This window comes from Idiomarina sp. X4 (genome assembly GCF_002808045.1).
In the GTDB taxonomy this organism is placed as follows: Bacteria; Pseudomonadota; Gammaproteobacteria; order Enterobacterales; family Alteromonadaceae; genus Idiomarina.
Map to the genome: position 1 here is coordinate 2,457,315 of NZ_CP025000.1, position 19,824 is coordinate 2,477,138.

Annotated in this window: 14 protein-coding genes and 1 tRNA gene; 6 read left to right on the forward strand and 9 right to left on the reverse strand. The window is 44.6% G+C overall.

Annotated elements, in window-relative coordinates; translation table 11 throughout:
* Positions 1-80: 80 nt before the first annotated feature.
* Positions 81-644 (reverse strand): FMN-dependent NADH-azoreductase, encoded by a 564-nt coding sequence (locus CWC33_RS11870; RefSeq protein WP_100692108.1) that lies wholly within the window; start codon positions 642-644, stop codon positions 81-83.
* A gap of 107 nt (positions 645-751) precedes the next feature.
* On the opposite strand from CWC33_RS11870, the gene CWC33_RS11875 reads away from it, so the two are divergent.
* The 5 genes from CWC33_RS11875 (at position 752) to fabA (ending at position 6,378) form a co-directional block, all read left to right on the forward strand.
* The gene (locus tag CWC33_RS11875; RefSeq protein WP_100692109.1) at positions 752-1,663 is read left to right on the forward strand and encodes a LysR family transcriptional regulator; all 912 of its coding nucleotides are present in this window, start codon (positions 752-754) and stop codon (positions 1,661-1,663) included.
* 299 nt (positions 1,664-1,962) lie between these two features.
* Positions 1,963-2,781: a rolling circle replication-associated protein gene (locus CWC33_RS11880; RefSeq protein ID WP_100692110.1), complete on the forward strand. Its 819-nt coding sequence runs from the start codon at positions 1,963-1,965 to the stop codon at positions 2,779-2,781.
* The gene (locus CWC33_RS11885) at positions 2,781-3,194 is read left to right on the forward strand and encodes a hypothetical protein (protein WP_100692111.1); all 414 of its coding nucleotides are present in this window, start codon (positions 2,781-2,783) and stop codon (positions 3,192-3,194) included. The genes CWC33_RS11880 and CWC33_RS11885 overlap by 1 nt, the downstream gene beginning before the upstream one ends.
* Before the next feature lie 665 nt (positions 3,195-3,859).
* A complete protein-coding gene (locus CWC33_RS11895) occupies positions 3,860-5,776 on the forward strand; it encodes an AAA family ATPase (protein ID WP_100692113.1) in 1,917 nt (638 codons plus the stop codon).
* A gap of 89 nt (positions 5,777-5,865) precedes the next feature.
* Positions 5,866-6,378 (forward strand): 3-hydroxyacyl-[acyl-carrier-protein] dehydratase FabA, encoded by a 513-nt coding sequence (gene fabA, locus CWC33_RS11900; protein WP_198400858.1) that lies wholly within the window; start codon positions 5,866-5,868, stop codon positions 6,376-6,378.
* Between the two features lie 76 nt (positions 6,379-6,454).
* Here fabA and rmf read toward each other — a convergent pair whose 3' ends face one another.
* From rmf to rlmKL, 5 genes are all read right to left on the reverse strand, one after another.
* Positions 6,455-6,631, reverse strand: coding sequence for a ribosome modulation factor (rmf, locus tag CWC33_RS11905; protein ID WP_053953642.1), 177 nt, complete (start codon positions 6,629-6,631; stop codon positions 6,455-6,457).
* A gap of 169 nt (positions 6,632-6,800) precedes the next feature.
* On the reverse strand, positions 6,801-8,543 hold the full coding sequence (locus CWC33_RS11910; RefSeq protein WP_100692114.1) for a DUF3466 family protein: 1,743 nt from the start codon (positions 8,541-8,543) through the stop codon (positions 6,801-6,803).
* A 14-nt stretch (positions 8,544-8,557) separates the two neighbouring features.
* Entirely contained in the window at positions 8,558-10,510 is a 1,953-nt protein-coding gene (uup, locus tag CWC33_RS11915; RefSeq protein WP_100692115.1) for an ATP-binding cassette ATPase Uup, read from the reverse strand.
* Positions 10,507-10,746 carry a glutaredoxin family protein gene (locus tag CWC33_RS11920; protein ID WP_100692116.1) on the reverse strand — a complete coding sequence of 80 codons (240 nt, stop codon included), beginning with the start codon at positions 10,744-10,746 and terminating at the stop codon, positions 10,507-10,509. Before CWC33_RS11920 ends, uup begins: the two co-directional genes overlap by 4 nt.
* Positions 10,746-12,863: a bifunctional 23S rRNA (guanine(2069)-N(7))-methyltransferase RlmK/23S rRNA (guanine(2445)-N(2))-methyltransferase RlmL gene (rlmKL, locus tag CWC33_RS11925; protein WP_100692117.1), complete on the reverse strand. Its 2,118-nt coding sequence runs from the start codon at positions 12,861-12,863 to the stop codon at positions 10,746-10,748. The genes CWC33_RS11920 and rlmKL overlap by 1 nt, the downstream gene beginning before the upstream one ends.
* A 191-nt stretch (positions 12,864-13,054) precedes the next feature.
* On the opposite strand from rlmKL, the gene CWC33_RS11930 reads away from it, so the two are divergent.
* Positions 13,055-13,131: transfer RNA gene (locus CWC33_RS11930), tRNA-Met, on the forward strand.
* An 81-nt stretch (positions 13,132-13,212) separates the two neighbouring features.
* Here CWC33_RS11930 and CWC33_RS11935 read toward each other — a convergent pair.
* The 3 genes from CWC33_RS11935 to CWC33_RS11945 all read right to left on the reverse strand — a co-directional run bounded on the left by CWC33_RS11935 (position 13,213) and on the right by CWC33_RS11945 (position 19,707).
* The gene (locus tag CWC33_RS11935; RefSeq protein ID WP_100692118.1) at positions 13,213-13,767 is read right to left on the reverse strand and encodes a cell division protein ZapC domain-containing protein; all 555 of its coding nucleotides are present in this window, start codon (positions 13,765-13,767) and stop codon (positions 13,213-13,215) included.
* An 88-nt stretch (positions 13,768-13,855) separates the two neighbouring features.
* Entirely contained in the window at positions 13,856-14,860 is a 1,005-nt protein-coding gene (gene pyrD, locus CWC33_RS11940) for a quinone-dependent dihydroorotate dehydrogenase (RefSeq protein ID WP_100692119.1), read from the reverse strand.
* Entirely contained in the window at positions 14,860-19,707 is a 4,848-nt protein-coding gene (locus tag CWC33_RS11945) for an NAD-glutamate dehydrogenase (protein WP_100692120.1), read from the reverse strand. The genes pyrD and CWC33_RS11945 overlap by 1 nt, the downstream gene beginning before the upstream one ends.
* Positions 19,708-19,824: the final 117 nt, after the last annotated feature.

Genomic DNA, 19,824 nt, shown 5'->3' on the forward strand with positions numbered 1-19,824 from the left:
ACCTGTCTAACGGATACGTAGGAATAACGCCGACGGATTAACCAGGTTGTCTATAAATTAATCCGCCGGCGGGTTGGGAACTACGCTATCTCTGCTATCTGAGACTTAGCGTTTAATAAGCCTTGCTCACGGGCTTCGTCACCCATATTCAAGCCTTCTGCACGAACAATTTCGACGTCAGTAATACCGATAAACGACAAAGCGGTTTTTAAATACGCTTCTTGATGGTCTAATGCGATCGCTTCACCTTTAGAATAAACACCGCCACGACCTGACGCGATATAGGCTTTTTTGCCTTCTAACAGACCTTCAGGACCATTTTCGGTATAGCGAAACGTCACGCCAGCTTGCAAAACCCGGTCAATCCAGGCTTTTAACTGTGTTGGGATGGTAAAGTTATACATAGGTGCGCCAATGACCAAAATGTCAGCGGCTTTTAGCTCTTCAACTAGCTCATTAATAAGCGGTTTATCTTCAGCTAGCAATTCATCAGCCCCTAAATGAGGAATGGGGTTGGTGATTAAATCGCGATGAGTAACGGAAAAGTCATTTTCTGCCTTCAGTTTTTTAATAATGTCAGCGCTTAACTGACGGCTTACTGAACCTTCCACAAAAATACCTGAATCTAAATGCAATACGTTCATATCTGTCTCCATAATGCGTTACTTTTTACGTTTGGAGCTATAGTACGTGTTCCGAATTAAATAAAAAGACGATAAAATGGGACCAAACGTTCCAAAAATCGAACCCAATGAGCCTGCCAAGTATTGCCAATTACTATTTGTTCGCCCGCACAGTGCGCTCTGGCAGTATTAATGCCGCCGCACGTGAGCTAGAGCTTCCTAAATCGACCATTAGCCGACGACTGAATCAATTGGAAAAAGAGCAGGGCGTTCGACTGGTGAATAGGGGGCGTTCAGGGTTAAAGCTTACCGATGTTGGTGAAGCTTTTTTAGTACACTGCGAAGCATTAGTTGACGCTGCAGAATCGGCACAGATGGTAACACAGGCACTGTTAGAAAAGCCCAGAGGTCGTGTAAATATCAGTTGTCCGTATGCAATAAGCCAAAGCTTACTGGTTAAAGTATTGCCTGAGTTCATGGATAGATACCCCGAAGTCCAGCTTAATGTAATTGCAACGAACCGGCCCGTTAACCTCATTGATGAGAATGTCGACATAGCGCTTAGGGTACGTCCTTATATTGAAGACTCTTCGTTAATCGCCAGGCCGTTAACGGAGTCGCCATCGAGTTTATTTATTTCACCCGAGCGGTTACAAGCACAGCCAGTTGAGGTGCCTCAAGATTTAACAAAGCACCCGCAACTCAGTTTGCATTACACCAGCGGGCGTTACCATTACCAACTAACTAATGAGCAAGGCGACAAGCAGCAAATTAATTTCCAGCCGAAGCTTATTAGCGATGACATGATGCTATTAAAGGAAGCCGCCATCAATCGCCAGGGAATTGTCGCCTTGCCAAATTACATAGGGCAGCAAGCGGTATCTGAAGGGCTGCTTGTACAGTTGCTACCAAACTGGAACTTACCGGTTGGTATTATGCACATGACATATTCACATCGCCGTGGACTTAAACCTGCGGTAAGAACCTTAATAGATTTTCTTGCTGAGAAACTTCCCGAAGTAGCGGAACACACGTTTTAAAGTTAGTGCTTACGGTCTTACTTATCTCTTAATATATCTTATTTAACATAATATACATTATACGCAATGATGATTTAGACGATATTTAACCCATATATTTGAACTTAAAAATGCGTGTAATTGGTCAAGAAATGGATTAGCGACGTCCACCAGAAAAACTGGTTAGCGGATATAGAAAACCCCCGCAGGTTCGGCAAAACCTCGGGGGCGCGGTCACCTAGAAACCTTTGTGTTGAACTCGCAGGTGACGTATTTAATGTACTACAAAAACGTTGCCTGCTCCAGAAATGGAGCAGATTATGTGTGCGGAATCTAACGCTTATTCGGGAGCCGAATCAGTAGTTAGAGAATCTGAGCGAAGCGATGATTCTCTTCCTTGTCTTAATAAGAACAACTCAATCGAGAGTTTACCTTCTAACGTCAAAAAACAGGTCTTTGCGTTGACTCTTAATACTGAATATTTCATAGATACATACGGCTTAAATTCAGTTGGTTTTTTAACGTTAACTTTTAAAGAGCCGATAGATAAGCCTAAAGAAGCCAATCGGCGATTTAACTCTTTTTCATCTAACTTTCTTCGAAAACATACATTGTCCTGGATAAAAGTTCAGGAACGTCACTTGTCCGGTCGCATTCATTTTCATTTATTAATTGCTGTAGAAAATGACATCAGAACGGGCTTTGATTTTGATGCTGTCAGAAAGCGTAACTATTCGTCTGTATCTCCAGAGTTAAAAGGATTGTGGAAGCTGTTTAGAGAGAACTGTCCTAAGTATGGGTTTGGTCGCCACCAACTTGAACCGATTCGCTCTACAGCCGAAGGAATGGCGAAGTACCTTTCAAAATATCTCACTAAGGATATGGGGAAACGCTACCCTAACGATAAAGGAGCTAGGTTGGTTTCATACGGCAAGTGCTCACGAATCGCTAGTAGTCGTTTCTCTTGGGTGTCAGAAGGTGCAAGGCTTTTTAGAATGAAGTTAGCATTCTTCGTTCACTCAATTGCTGAGGATTTAGGGGTCGAGCCTTCCTTTAAAAGCATGAAAAATGCTTTAGGTGATAAATGGATGAGAAACCATAGACATAGAATTATGGATATAGAGTTGGTGGACTCATAATGATTGAGTTTAAAGACTTCCGTACCCTACTCGTTCATATTTACTCATTTAACTACAAGAAAGCCGCTAAGGATTTAGGGGTTTCTGTCACTACTATTTACCGATGGTATGACAATAACAGAGCCCCTACTCACGTCGTTAAATATTTGATGGTTGTCGCACGTGGTTACTTGCCCGATAGAGAACCATATATACGATGGTATATAGATGGTGATTACATCAATACTCCCTATGGTCGCTTTCTCGCAGCTGAGATTGAGTTTCTAAATCACTACAAATGGTCAGCAAGGCGTTATGCAGACATAGCGAAAAACCGAAGAGAAAGGATTCCAGACATTGAAAATAGACTTCAGAGTATAGCTGAGGAGGTGTCTGGCATGCTCTCTTTAATCAAGTCCAATAAGGTTGGTTAGCGACAAGCAAGCAGACAGGATGGCGGGTTGATTGGCGCTAACCATTGGAAAGACATTTTTACCCGCTCTCCTCTAATTTTTTATCACATTTAGTGCAGACAGGTCGTTTCTTACCGTCAAACTCCCACCAGTAACGGTTTTGCTTCATAGAGCTAAAAGGCTTTCCACAAACATAGCAGCTATTTAAGTCGGAACTGCTGTAATAGACAATGGATCCAATTACAACGAAAGCACCGATTATAATAGTCAGGATTAATTCCACATTTTCCATGATGCAGCTCCTTAAAGTGACATATTGTCAAAGTATAGCCTTTTGGTTTTGAGAGCAAAGAGAGGATTTCCCCGATTTATGGATGATTATAGGGGGTTATTAGGGGGTTAGCCCCCTAATGGGTGACAAAATGACAACAAGCCTAAACTTATAGAATTAAAGTTTCGGTTCGACCTAGATCTTCTTAAAAGCCTTGTACCACGCCCTGCTAGACAAAAAAATCGGATATGATAATCTTAACTTGACCGTGTGTCGCAATGTCTCTTAATTCTATAAGTGTCTGATTTAAATATACATTATACGCAATTATGTAGTATTAGGTTTTAACGCCCAAATCATCGGTTACTCCAGAATTCTGGTATCATGCGCTCATAGATAATTAAGAGATAATTTTATGAAGTTAGAACACCTGGCGTTGCAGCCAGATATTGATAGCTGGTTGCAAAGCTTCCCGGCAAACTTAACCGAGAATCCGTTAGTTGGTCAGTCTCGCGCAACTAAGGCGTTTGATGATGCGCTGCAGCAACGTGGCACGTATTCGAATATCTATGCGCTGTTTTCGCCTGGTATTTTAAAACGTGATGCGCTTAACGCGTATTTTAGTGAGCACCAATGGGAACACTCCAGTTGGTTCGACTGGGTCTATATGGCAAACCCAAACGATGCGCTACGACCAATTGCGGTTAATATTCCGTCGGGTTCGGCTGAGGCTTTTTTAGAGGCTGTGTGGGCTTTTATTAATTTACCAAAAGACCAACGCGAAACGGCCTATAAAGAAATCACCCAAGCTTATGACACGCACAAGCTCCGGGACTATATGCAGCAAGTACGTAATGTGTCTCCTGAAGAGATACAAGGTGAACAACTGGCCAGTATTTTAGTGGCGCATAAGCACCCTGCTCCTTATTACTACTGCGACAGAGTCACAGAAGAGCGTCTGTTTGGTCATATTGGCGTTCAGGCAATTGAAGGAACCGTTCGTTCTGAGTTGCACTTGATAGAGCCAGGCCTTATTCACAAGGCGAATGGCGGCGTGCTGGCCATTGAGGTTGCTGAGCTATTGGAAGATATTAAGCTTTGGAAGCGCCTGAAAAACGTCATTGAGAGCGGTGAATTAGACTGGTCAACACCCAAACCGGATTCCGGCACTGCTTTTTTCTACCGTCCAGAGCCGGTTCCGGTTAATTTGAAAGTCATTTTACTGGGCTCTCGTAACGAATACGCTCAATTACGCGAATACGACGAAGACTTTGATCATTTCTTTCCGTTTCTGGCAGACTTTCATGGTCATTACGCTACGCAAAATGACCCCGTGGCACCCTACTTTGATTACCTGAATTACGTTTGGCAAATTGCTGACGTGTTGCCGTTAAATCAAAGTGGTTATGCTGGGTTATTAAAAGTGTGTGCTCGATACACCGATTACCAGCAAGAACTCACGCTTAATTCTGTTCGCTTGTTGCAGGTATTAAGGGAGGCCAACAGTTGTGCATTAGAGCGTCAACAAACAGAGATTGATAAGCAAGCCATTGACGATGCGTTGCAGCAGCAGCGTGACCGCGAAGGTAACTTAGCGGAACTGAGTCGCCGCAGTATTCTTGAGCAACAAGTTAGAATAGATACCCACGGCGAAGCTATTGGCCAGCTTAATGGTCTGACCGTTGTCACTATGGGTGGCAGCGAATTTGGGGAACCGTCCCGGATTACCGCCACTATTCACTATGGCGACGGCGATATTATTGATATCGAACGCAAATCGGATTTGTCAGGAAATATTCACACTAAAGGTGTGATGATTCTAAGCGCTTATTTAGCCAACCAATTCGCGCGTTACGCCCCGCTGTCGGTGTCAGCCACGGTTGTATTTGAACAGTCTTACTACGAAGTTGACGGTGACAGCGCGTCTTTAGGTGAGCTGTGCTGCTTAATGTCTGCATTAGCTAATATTCCTCTGAAACAGTCTTTAGCAATAACTGGCGCTGTCGATCAGTTTGGTAACGTGCAGTCTATTGGCGCGGTTAATGAAAAAATTGAAGGTTATTATGCACTGTGTAAAGAGCGCGGTTTTAACGGCGATCAAGGTGTTATTATTCCAGTCTCCAATAAGCACCAATTGAACTTGAACGAAGAAGTTATCGACGCGGTAAAACACGGAAACTTCCATATCTATGCCGTTGCTCACGTTGAGGAAGCGTTAGAGATACTCTCTTCCTGTAGAGCGGATGATTTTTTCCAGAAAGTGAAAGAAAACACCTTGGAAGATGATGCGTCAGATCAACCTATTGGCTTTTGGCGTCGACTTTTTTCATAATTTTTTGTTCATAAGCACTTGTCGGATTTGTTTAGCGTACAGCTGTACGCTAAACTGCGGCACAGATTTTTCAATTATTTAAGGTGTTTATGAAACAGTCGAGTTTTACCCGCGAGGACCTACTCGCATGTAGCCGTGGCGAAATGTTTGGCCCTGGTAACAGCAAACTGCCCGCCCCTGATATGTTAATGATGGATAGAATCATTGAAATTAATGAAGACGGCGGTGCCCATGGTAAAGGCTATATTCATGCAGAATTAGACATTAACCCTGATCTTTGGTTTTTCCAGTGTCACTTTATCGGGGACCCGGTAATGCCTGGCTGCCTTGGCTTAGACGCAATGTGGCAATTACTGGGTTTTCATTTGGCGTGGTCAGGCGGTCCTGGTCGTGGACGTGCATTAGGCGTTGGTGAAGTGAAGTTTACGGGGCAAATTCTTCCTGAACATAAGAAAGTTAGCTATTACATCGATATGAAACGCGTCATAAAACGCAAGTTGTTCATGGGTGTTGGCGACGGCCGTGTCGAAGTCGATGGCCGTGAGATTTATACTGCTAAAGATTTAAAAGTCGGGCTGTTTACGGATACATCTACTTTTTAATAGCGCGACAACTTGCTGAAAACAAAAACGCCGATAGCTGTTACTATCGGCGTTTCTCCTTTAAAGGAATGACAAATTAGCGAAACAAGCCGGTATTCCTTGCTTCCATGGCGTCTCTCCAGCCACCTAACCAATGAGATCTAAACTCGTCTTGAGTTTGATAAGGACAGTTATCTTTTGAGCGCCCATGTAAACCAGCTTTAAAGCCTTGAGTGTGAGCTCTTTCAAAGCGATCGCGTTTTTGTCTTTTCATAAATCTATCCTCGCCTGTTGTTCACAGTTGTTCTTTTTAAGAGGCTTTTTATTTATGCCTCTCTACTATTGATAGACTTATTTGGAGAGAGTTCAATTGTAAAAGTGGCAGAGTCTCAGTTGACATTTTTTAACGAATTGAAACTGTGCCACTTTTTTATATAGAACGTTTAGCTATTAATTTTTGATTTACGACGGAATACAGAAATAAGTGCACCTAAGCTGATAAAGCCAAACAAAGACCCAAAGCCTAAACTCGCCCCCTGCCTTTCTACAAGGTTCTCTTGTTCCGTACAATCGTTCAGCTCACCATCGGCAGCTGAAGGATCAAGTTTTAAAGTAACAACTACGTCCCGCGTTTGAGTTTCACCATCGCTGTCTGTGTACTCCTCCGGCTTAAGTGCTGTTGCAACAATAACACCACTGTCATTAATGCTGTTTGCTTCAATAATATTGTAGGGAGCCTCACAGCTTATCGCATTGTTTAAGTTAATAAATTCAGCACCCTCCTTTGTCGAGTCGAACATAAACGCTGCTCTGTCTCGAATAGAAAGACTCGCTTCTATCTCTCCTGTACCGACAACAATGCCATTAGTGTTAATTGCGTTTGCAACAGTTGATGAGCCAGTAAAAAAGCCAGGTAACATGGTCAGCTCTTTACTATTAACATCGAAAACAAAGCTTGTTGTTCTTAACTTTGAGGAAATAACTTCAGCTAAATAACCTGTCGCAATATTATTGTCATTAATATCATTGACAGAGCCCCAGCGATATTTGGGATCTTCTGTTATTGGTAATGCGTCCCCATTCATAAAAATAGCCGGCATTTTTACAGCATCTAAATCGGGGTGATATGTCCAGCTTTGACCGCCCGCTATGCCGTTATTGTTGACTGTATAAGCGTAACTTGAAAAGTCATTTTTATCGTCTTCCTTCCGAGGCATTAAAGTACCTAACCTCTCAGGTTCACCAATAACGTTTCCATTGGCGCCTAGCTGCCACAAAAAACCTCGAACATCGTAAATGGAACGGTTAGCGCCAAATGAGCCACTATTACTTCTCGAATAGAGGCTAAAAGTATAAGGTTCTATGTTTCCAGCCGTGCTATTTTTTAAAGAAAACCAAATTTCCCACACACATACCTGTAAAGGTTTCGTAACAATGGTTTCTTCATCTTCAGGTGTGCACTCTGCAATTCTTTCTTCTGCGCGAGGGCTAACAGCAGTACTCGCGTAACCAGCGGCTAGTCCTGAATCATTAACATCCATCAATGCAGTTTCACCACCAAGGTACTCTGTCTCAGGCGGTGTGACCTGCGTAATCTCACCATTATTAAACCAGACACCGCGGCTAATAAAGTCAGAAATAAAATACTCACGGCTCTGTTCTGCGCCGTCACTATCAGTGTAGGTATACTCAACTAATTCATATGGGGCAGTACTGTAACCCACAGCAGAGTTGGCGTTATTAATGCTGTAAAAAAAACTGTCACTGCTATCAGCCCACTCTTCTCCTGTTGGTGGTATCGGCTCTACTGATTGAAGTGCCGAATCAAAATAAAACGCTCTATTTATACCAACTCTTTGAGGTTGCTCTCGTTCAACACCAATAATCCCTAATTGTTCGTTAGCAAGGGCTTTAATTAAGATTTCTCGCTCCTCTTGAGTTAAAGACTCAAGACTATCAATCTCTAGATTATCCAGGATTCTTTGAGACACCTTTGTTATATCTACGTCAGTTGGTAAGCGCGAAATACCCACCACAAAGTTTTGCGCGTTAATATCCCGAGGAAAGCTATGACGAAAGTTATCGGCTGTCGGTATTTCTTCTACCTGATACAAATCAGCAGCAGCTGACAGTGATAGCGATGACAAAATAGCGGCAGTAACAGCTTTTGTTGTAAATGTTTTCATTATTAATAACTACTCTATTCTGATAAGTTTTCGAGTTCTTCCCAACGCTCAAGATCCTGCATCAGCTGCTCTTCCAGCTCTGTAATTTCATTCATGACAGGCTCTGTTTTCTCTAGCGGTTGTTCAAAAAACCCAGCTTCATTAATTAATTCTTGTAACTCTTCCAGACGCGCTTCTTTTTCAGCAATCACTTTTGGTAGCTCGTCCAGCTCACGCTGCAACTTATAGGATAACTTTTTACGTGGCTTGGCTGAACCGTTGGAAGACGCTTGTTTATCCGCTTCTTTATTTTTGTTGGACTCAGACTCTTTTACTGGTGCTTTGGTTCCCTTTGAAGGGGAAGAATTTGTTGATTCGGAAGGCTTTTTATTTTTTAAATAGTGCTCAAGCTCGGTAAAGCCACCGAAAATTTCAGTAATGATTCCATCGCCTTCAAAATAAAGAACACTTGTGGCGGTATTATCAACGAACTCACGGTCGTGACTTACCAGAAGAACCGTACCTTCGTAATTGGCAATTATCTGTTCTAGAAGTTCGAGTGTTTCAATGTCCAAGTCGTTGGTGGGCTCATCGAGAACCAAAATATTGCTTGGTTTTAGCAGTATTTTCGCCAGTAAGGCGCGATTTCGCTCACCACCAGACAATGCACTAACCGGTGTACGTGCCTGCTTCGGGGTGAATAGAAAGTCCTGCAAGTAACTTAAGATATGTCGCGGACGCCCCTGAAACTCAATGTCTTGTTTGCCGTCACCCACGTTGTCCATAACCGACTGAGCGGGATCGAGCTGCGCCCTGTGCTGATCAAAGTAAGCAACCTCTAGGTTGGTTCCTAAACGTACAACGCCTGAGTCAACCGGCTGATCGCCCAAAATCACCTTTATTAAGGTACTTTTCCCACAGCCGTTGGGACCAACAAGCGCGACTTTGTCACCACGCATCAGCAGCAAATCGAGATCGTTGATAATTCGCTTACCGCCGAAAGACAAGGACATATTCTCGCCTTCAAAGACCTTCTTGCCGGAACGCTGTGACTCATTAACGGATAAATTGGCTTTTCCCTGAAGTTCGCGGCGTTGTTGTCTTTGTTTGCGTAAATCTTGCAAAGCACGCACACGCCCTTCATTACGGGTTCGGCGTGCCTTAATACCTTGTCGTATCCAAGCCTCTTCTTCCGCCAGCTTTTTATCAAATTCCGCATTTTGGGCTGCTTCTGCTTCTAAAGCTTCATTTTTCTTAACTAGGTAATTGTCGTAATTACCGGAGTAACTCGTCAATAAACCCCGATCTAAGTCAATGATTCGAGTCGCCAGGCGTCTTATAAAAGCACGGTCATGACTGATAAACAGCACAGCACCTTTAAAAGCGACGATTTGCTCTTCAAGCCAACGAACCATATCAATATCTAAGTGGTTGGTTGGCTCATCCAGTAATAATAAATCGGGATCAACCACAAGCGCACGTGCCAACGCAATACGTCGTAACCAACCACCGGACAAGGATGCCATAGTGTCATCAGCGGGCAGTTGTAAACGCGTTAAAGTTTGCTCTATACGCGTGGCCATTTGCCACCCATTACAAGCATCCAGCGCAGTTTGAACACGCTCTAAGTCCTGCAGTGTTTTATCATTGCTACTTCCGTCTGCCAGTTGCTCTGAGAGTCTATGGTATTCTGACAGGAGTCTTCCGGTGTCGGCTAATCCCTCAGCAACATAATCATAAATAGTTTGTGTCGATTGGGCTGGGGGGTCCTGCGGTAAGCGGGCGACTTTCGTGTCGCCTATTGTTTGCACACTTCCCGAATCCAGTAAGATTTCACCATCAATGGCCTTTAATAACGTCGACTTTCCGGCGCCATTACGACCAACCAAGCAAATACGCTCACCCGCTTCTACCGTAAAGTCGACGCCATCTAGAATAGCATCCGCACCAAAGGCTAAATGAGCATCCTGAACTCGCAATAAACTCATTGCTCAATAAACTCCAATAATTGCTTTTCATCGAACGGCCAACGAAGCTCACTATCATCGCTGGCTTTTACGAATACCGGCACAAGCCAACCATACTCTTCCTGTAAGTCGTCTTGCTCAGAAATATCAACGACACCGAGCTCTACAGGCTCCTCTAGCACCAACTGATGCAGCATTTGCAATGCTTGTGTGCATAACGGGCAGTTAGGCTTAGTAAGTAGGTAAATCGCCGACATTAGTGCGCTCGTGAAATAATAAAATAATGATGTATGCCTTTATGACGTTTGAAGTCTTCAGGTATAGACGCCTGCGTCTGGTCATTGACTTCAAAACCGGCTTTCTCCAGACCTTCAACGTCAATTTTGAATTTCTTACGGTTGTTGGAAAACAAAATAACGCCATCGTCATGCAGCAAGTTTGCCGCGGTTTTTATAAGGCCTACGTGGTCACGTTGTATATCCAGAGTGCCGCTCATTCGTTTGGAGTTACTGAAGGTCGGCGGATCCAGAAAGATCACATCAAAAGCTTGTTTACCACGTTGCTCTCGCATCCAGCTAAAGCAGTCGGCTTGAACAAATTCGTAATCACCACGCAAGTTATTCAGCTCAAAATTACGTTCGCCCCACTTAAGGTAAGTATTTGACATGTCAACAGATACTACTCGCTTAGCCCCGCTTCTTGCGGCTTGAACTGACGCAGTACAGGTGTAAGCGAACAGGTTTAAGACGTCAAGCTCATTGCATTTTTCTAAAAGCTCTTTGCGCACCAACCGATGATCCATAAACAAACCGGTGTCGAGGTAATCCGTCAAGTTCACCTCGAAGCATGCACCGTATTCATGAACGGTCAGTATTTTACTTTCCTGAGAGCGTTTCTCATATTGTTGACGACCACTTTGTCGCTGACGGCGCTTCAATACAATATTGCTTTCATCAAATGGTAATGCTTCGCTCAATGTCTCCAACATGAACCACAGACGATCGTTTGCGACGCCGTCAGGAACAGTTTTTGGCGCCGCATACTCTTGAACCACTAAGTAATCGCCGTAAATATCAATGGCTGCATTGTACTCTGGCATATCAGCGTCGTAGACTCGCCAGCAATCTAGCGCTTCTTTCTCAGCCCACCTGCGAAGTTTCGCATAGTTCTTTCTAAGCCTATTTAAAAGGTCATTGCTTTTACTTTCTGTAAAGTCTGGCTGCTCTTTAGTTAAGTCATAAAGTGCTAAAGTAACTGGAATTGCACCATTTAATAACGAATATTTCTTATGACTTCTAAGTCGTAATCGTTTCAGTAACTGCTCGTCACCGGCCAGTATTGATAACTGCCAGTTTTGAAAGTTTTCTTTTAGTGTTTTGCCAAAACGCTGGTAAAGCAACAGGGTTTCAACAACCTCACCCAGGCGCTCACCGTAAGGCGGGTTGGTCACCAGTAGACCGGATTCAGCCGGTGCTTCCAGATCGGTCGCATCGCCTTCTTCCCATTCAATAACATCGTTAAGTAGTACTCGATTGGCGTTGCTACTGGCAATTGAAATCATTCGTCCGCTGCTATCAGACCCTTTAATGATGCCGTTGAAAGCCGCTTTTCCTAATTTGAAACGCTCTTCGGCCTCATCTAGCACGCTATGCCATGCAGCGGTATCATGCTCCTTCCAACGTAAAAAGCCCCAGTGCCCCCGAGCTAGACCCGGCGCATGATCACAGGCCATCATTGCCGCTTCAATAAGCAAAGTGCCTGAGCCACAAAAAGGATCAAAGATAGCAGGCCGGGATTTTTCTAACTCGGTCTTAATACCCGAACGAATAAGAATTGCTGCGGCCAACGTTTCTCGCAATGGCGCGGCGCCCTGCTCGGTTCGATAACCCCGCTTGTGCATACCATCACCCGAAAAGTCTAACGACCACACCAATTTTCCCTTATGGAGACGGACAGCAATACGAATATCGGGCTGCTCTTTTTCTATGTTCGGCCGTGCAAGCCCCTTATTGCGAAAGTGATCAACAATGCAATCCTTAACCAGCTGTGCGCCAAACTGAGTGTGACGAATATCGTCATTACTACCGGAGAAGTCGATAATAAAGGTATCGTTATTACTAAAAACACGCTGCCAGTTAAACTGAGTCAGTGTCAGTTTTATATCGTCCAGACTGCTGGGCTCGTGCTCCCCTAACTGAAGCAACATGCGGCTGGCTAACCGCGACCACATCACAATGCGGTATGCCTGTTCTAAAGTTGCGTCAATATAGCAGCCCGCAAATGTTTGTTTTAAATAAGGTAGTTCGTAAGCCTGCAACTCTTCGTGAAGGAGCTCTTCGAGCCCTTTGGCGCAGGCAATAAAAAAACGATGCATAAATCCCGACTTGTTCATTCTGTAAACCGCAATTATAACGGAGAGCCACTTGGCTGTCTTTAATAACCCGGGAAATAACCTTAAATGGCTAATTAATAATCACTTAAGCCGGATTTGGCTGAATAGTAGGCGGTTAAGTAAAATAAGGCTTGCGCTAAGGGGAGGACAGGTATAGTATTCGCCTCATCGGACGCGGGGTGGAGCAGTCTGGTAGCTCGTCGGGCTCATAACCCGAAGGTCGTAGGTTCAAATCCTGCCCCCGCAACCAATTTCCTTTCTAAGATAATTTCCCTAAGTAATTTTCCGGACATACTTCCAAAAAGAATCTCTGAAGTTTAAAGCAATAACCTTATGCTAAGCGTTGTCCCCAAGAGGACTGTGATGACATTGCTAAGTCAATAGTGGCAGGCAATAAGCGATTTAAAGTGACCTTTATGACTTGGAACTGCCGCATGGTTTTAATCGCAGACAGTTGCATTGATTCGTCAAGTAAGACACAGGACGCAAACTCATCATCCGCGTCTATTATCATAAACACCCCCTGGTCGAACCCGGAATTGAGTTCGCACAAACGCCGTTCGGCTGGCCATTCGCTTATGTCTGACTTTTGAAAGTGCCAACTTTGCGGCATTTGAGGGCGCCCAAACCGATTCCACGCCATTGCATGCAATGCTGCATTATCAATAGCACATGGGAGTTTGTCGCTAGGATAAGTTTCTAATAACTCGGTAGTTGACTGGAACACACTCGCATCTTCAATATCTAATTCTGAATTTTCAAAATGGATATTGACCAACTGATTGGCTTTATAAGCAATCTGACGAGAGTCGTCTTCCGAAAGCTTCACGAAAAGCTCACCAGATTCTTGATTGTATAGCCATAACCAATGCGGTTGTGATTCCACGCTGTTGCCCTTTATTCTTCTTGTATGAGCGAAATGATTCGAATGCGACTAATGGTATATGGCTAAAGATACTAAACTCAAGTATTTATTACAAGCCGTTAACAATGTCTTTAATAAGTTTCGGCCCGTGATAAATGAATCCGGTATACACCTGGACTAAGCTAGCTCCGGCAGCCAATTTTTCCTTAGCAGCATCGGCACTATTGATGCCTCCTACCCCAATAATGGGCATTTTACCCTGCAACTCACTGTGAAGCTGTCGAATAACATCGGAGCTTTTATCTTGCAACGGACGCCCGCTAAGACCACCGGCTTCAGACGCTTGTGAGTCGGTTAAATGATCACGGGACAGCGTGGTGTTCGTGGCGATCACACCATCAATACCGGCATTAAGCAGCGACTTTGCCATTACTGAAATCTCTTCGCCTGTTAAGTCGGGTGCGATTTTTACCACCAATGGCACATAACGACCGTGCTTTTTATGCAGCTCTGACTGAGATGTTTTCAGTTTACTTAGCAAGTCATCCAGCGCACTGCCGTGTTGTAAGTTTCGTAACCCAGGCGTGTTCGGCGATGAAATATTAATGGTGACATAATCAGCGTATGGATAAACTTTCTCGAGACAAATGAGATAATCGTTAATGGCCTCTTCTTCAGGAGTGACTTTGTTTTTGCCGATGTTTATACCAAGCACGCCTTTATAAGACGTCGCTTTAACATTCTCTAACAGCTTATCGACGCCTTCGTTATTGAAACCCATTCGATTAATAATTGCTTCGTCATCTACTAATCGGAATAAGCGTGGCTTGTCATTACCCGGCTGTGCCACCGGCGTGATAGTCCCTATTTCAATAAAGCCAAATCCCATTTGGCCGAAAGCGTCAATGCATTCGCCATTTTTGTCCAACCCCGCAGCTAAACCAACTGGGTTGGGAAAGCGAATACCCATTACCTCGCAGGGTTTCTCTGGAACACTTTGCTTCCAAAATAATGATAAAGGCGTGTTATACCAGCGTTTTAAAACACCGAGCGCAAACTCATGCGTGCGCTCGGCATCTTGGCGAAACAGCCATGAACGAATGACTCCGTACATCAGTTGGACACTTTCGGTGCGCAGTTATGGCTAAGCAACATTAATTCACGTAATGCGACTGAGAACTTAGCAAATTCATGACTCTTGGTGGTTTTGAAATCTGAAAGCATTTGCTGCCAACGGTACAGCAAGGTTTCGTTCTTCTCGACCCACTCGCTTATCATCTTCTCTGGATCTTTCGCATCAGACGTTGCTTTTAGCACGACCTGCGTTAGCGAGCGTTGCTGCCAATCCAGCTCTTCGCGGAAAGCGGCACGCGCCAATGCTTGCCAGTGGTTAGCTACAGGCTGGTTATTAATTTGCGTTAAGAACCAGTGCAAGTTCAGTTCTGCGCCTAAGCGGAAATACAGCGTTCCAACTGTCTTCAGGTTTTGCCCACTATCATTTGCCACCTCAGCTAAGTCCATTGCAGAGAATATCGTACTCAGGCTAGACACCTGCTTAGCGAGTTCAGCCGGGAAGCCATGCTCTTTGTATTTCTCAATGGTCTCTTCAATAACTTTCGCTTCGTCTTCAATCATGTACTTCAGACAGTTTTTGCGAAGGTCATCAAACGCGCCCATATAGAAATCTAAATGTTCCTGGATGCCGTTTAACGTTGGGTTACGATGACGCAAGAACCAACGCGTTGCGCGGCGTACCATGCGGCGTAGCTGGAATAGAACATCGTTCTGAACTTCCGCTGGGACTTTGTTGTTAAGCGCTTCAATTTTGTCGGTTAGCTCTTCAACTTTAAAACATTCACGAGCAACAACATAAGCAGACGCAACTTCCGCAACACTGGCACCTGTTGCTTCTTGCTTACGGAATACAAAGTTTGGCCCCATGTCATTAACAATGTTGTTGGCCAGCTTAGTTGCTATGATTTGCCCTTTCAGCGGGTGCGATGTCATGGCTTCAGCGAAGCGCTCGCGTAATGGCACAGGGAAAGAGTCAAACAGCTCACGAGCGTGGTATGGATCTTCAGTGATCTCGTCAGTGATCAACTGCTCTTTCAATACCATTTTACCGTAAGCGGTCAACACTGAGAGCTCTGGGCGTGTCAAGCCTTGGTTTGACGCCTGACGTTCTGCAAGTTCATCATCATCCGGTAAGAACTCTAGTTGGCGGTTAAGTGCGCCATCACGTTCCAACTGATGGATAAAGCGTTGCAACTCTTTAACTTGATCAGCGCCACGCAGCGCAGTGACCGATAACGACTGCGTTTGACGATTACAGTCATCCAGAACAATCTCAGCGACTTCTTCAGTCATGTCATACAGTAACTTGTCACGCTGCTTCTGTGTTAAGTCGCCACTGTTGACCAGACCGTTCAGCAAAATCTTAATGTTAACTTCGTTATCCGAGCAGTCGACGCCACCGACGTTATCGACAAAGTCGGTATTAATGCGTCCACCTTTCTGCGCAAATTCAATACGACCAAGTTGGGTGAAGCCAAGGTTACCGCCCTCACCCACAACTTTTGCTTTGAGTTCGCGGCCGTTAACACGTAACGCGTCATTTGCGCGGTCGCCGACGTCAGTATCGGTTTCCGCTTTACCTTTAACATAAGTGCCAATGCCGCCGTTCCAGATAAGATCGACCTCCATGGTCAAGCAAGCTTTGATCAGCTCGTTCGGTGTCATGGACTTCTTGTTGGTGCCAATCATCTTTTTAATTTCAGGTGTCAATTCGATAGCTTTCGCACTTCGTGAGAAAACCCCGCCGCCTTTTGAAATTAACTCTCTGTTGTAATCATCCCAGCTTGAGCGTGGCATTTTGAAAAGTCGATCTCGCTCATTCCAGGAGCTGGCCGCATCTGGTTCAGGGTCAATGAAAATATGCATATGGTTAAATGCTGCTTGCAAGCGTGTGTGCTTCGACAACAGCATACCGTTACCAAATACATCACCACCCATATCGCCTACAGCAACACAAGTAAAGTCTGTGGTTTGGCAATCAATGCCCATTTCACGGAAATGACGTTTAACGGATTCCCAAGCACCACGCGCGGTAATCCCCATCTTCTTGTGGTCATAACCTACTGAGCCGCCTGAGGCAAACGCATCACCCAACCAGAAATTATACTCAGCAGAAATACCGTTAGCGATATCAGAGAATGTCGCGGTGCCTTTATCGGCTGCAACTACTAAATATGGGTCATCCTCGTCATGACGGACAACGTCTTTAGGCGGAATAATTTCGCCTTCAACAATGTTGTCAGTAATATCCAGTAATGCGCGAATGAAAGTTTTGTAGCACGCCTGGCCTTCTGCTATGAAGCCTTCCCGGTCTTCCGGTAGCGCCTTACAAATGAATCCACCCTTGGCACCGACCGGAACAATAACGGTGTTCTTCACCTGTTGTGCTTTGACCAAACCTAAAATTTCAGTACGGAAGTCTTCACGTCTGTCGGACCAACGCAGGCCACCACGGGCTACCTTACCTCCACGTAAGTGAACACCTTCAACACGCGGTGAGTAAACAAAAATTTCAAACTTCGGTAATGGTAACGGCATTTCCGGTACCATTTCCGGTAAAAACTTCAGTGAGATATAAGGTTTGTCTTTGCCACCTTCATCACTTTGGAAAAAGTTTGTTCTAAGCGCCGCGTCAATTAACTCGACGTAACGACGAATAATACGGTCATCATCTAAGTTAGCAACGTTATCCAGCTCGGTATTGATACGCGTATGCAACGCCTCAAGCTTTTTATCAACGTCTTTTGTGCCTGGCTCAAACTTGGTGTAGAACATTTTTACAACCAATTTAGCCAGTAACGGGTATTTGCTGAACGTACTTTCAATGTAGCTTTGGCTGAAAGTGGTACCAATTTGACGCATGTACTTAGCCAGCATACGTAAAATGGTCGCTTGGCGGCCATTCATCCCGGCCCCTAGCACTAAACGGTTGAAGCCGTCGTCTTCAAGCTGCCCGTCCCATACTTTGGCAAAAGCATTCTGGAAGGTTTCGCGACTTTCTTCTAAATCAAGTGAACCAGCCGTATGAAGCATTTGGAAATCCAGCACCCAAAATACATTGCCGTCAGCTGCTTTTATTTGATACGGGCTTTCACCAATGACACGCAAGCCAAAGTTCTCGAGCATTGGCAGCACGTCAGATAGATGAATCGGTTCGTCTTTATGGAATAGCTTTAAATGAAGATGTTTGCTGTCATCTTTTTCTTCCTGAGCCCTGTACAGCACCATACCCAGCTTGTGATCGTCGTCTAGCGACTCAAGCTGCTTAATATCTGAAATGGCCACCGATGGCAGAACGTCTTCTTTGTAGGCGCGTGGGAACGCTGAAGAATAACGCTTGTTGAGTCGCGTCGCCTGAGCTTCACCATACGTTGACTGCAGAATTCTTTCGAAGTTATCTTCCCAGGTGCGTGCTGCTTCAATCAAGTTTTGCTCCAAATCTTTCACGTTAATCATCTGATGACTATCGCTTAAGCGAACCGTATAGTGGGTTCTTGCCAGCGAGGACTCTGAAAAATACGTTGTAAAATCAACGTCGTATTCCGTTTTGAACGTTCTTGCTAAAATGCTTTGCGTACGTTCACGCAGTAAAGTGTTATAGCGTTCTTTAGGTACGTACACCATGCACGACATGAAACGACCAAAGATATCGCGACGCAAGAACACCCGCGTCATATCACGCTCCTGCATTTGCAGCACACCAAGGCCGACCTCTAATAAGTCGTCTTCTTCGGCCTGTACAATTTCATCACGTGGGTAGGTTTCTAAAATATTCAGCAACGCTTTAGCCGCATGGGACTGTGGCGCAAAACCTGACATTTCCAGCACTCGCGAGATTTTTTCACTGACCAACGGAATATCGGAGGTGCTGTTATTGTAGAAACTCGCTGAGTAAAGCCCGATAAAACGGTGCTCGCCAATAACCTCGCCCTTTTCATTGAAACGTTTAATGCCGATATAGTCAGAATATGCCGGGCGGTGAACTCTCGATTTAGAGTTCGTCTTCGTCAGCAACAACAATCGATCATTCTGGATTATTTCACGAGCATCTTCCGGCAGCGATGAGACCAGACGGCCTTTATCGCTGACCGAGTTCTTCATTAAGCCAAGACTGGAATCTTTAATTTGTTTTAGCTCATAGTCGCCTTTTACAGGGCTGAGCTCGTATTTACGGTAACCAGTTAATGTGAAGTTGTCGTCGGCTAGCCACTTTAAAAACTTTTTCGCTTCGTTTTTGTAGACTTTGTCACCTGGGTAGAAATCGTTATCGAGCTCTTTAGCGACATCCTGTAAACGCTCACGCATGAGCTTCCAATCTTCCACCGCAAGGCTAATTTCTTCCATGACAGAAACCAGCTCTTTTTTCAGTGTTTTAATTTCCTCTTTGCTGGTTTGACGGTCAATTTCGATTAAAAATACGGTATCCACGTAGTTATCGTTGCTACGTGTGCCCGGCTTTTGTAACTCTGTAACTTGATGGCTCTTGTCGCGCTTATGGCTAATCGGCATATGCAACAGCAAGTGTGATGTAATGCCCAGACGCGATAACGCCATGCGAACTGAGTCGACCATAAACGGCATATCGCTTTGAATAATTTCGACGATAGTATGCGGCGATTCCCAACCGTCAGTTGGCACATCTGGGTTATAAACTTTTATGAGTGCTTTATCGCCCGGAGTATATTCGTTAAAGCTATGCCAAAGTCCTAAGACAGCACCGTACATATCGCTGTCGTGACGATTGGTTAAATCATCACTCGCTATGTTTCGGTATAACCGTTTGGCAAAATCTGCAACTAAATGCGCCTGAGGAGCTGGAACTTTCTTATTTATCAATTCAACGACTTTTTCCAGTAAAACCGGAGATTGACTATCGACCAACGACATAATTACAGAGTCCTTGAGGTTGTTGGTGAAACGTCGCAGGCAAGCCAAATGCGGCCCGCGGCCAATGAATCTATGATTGATGTTATTGTCGGACATTTATCATAGGCTTTCAACGCT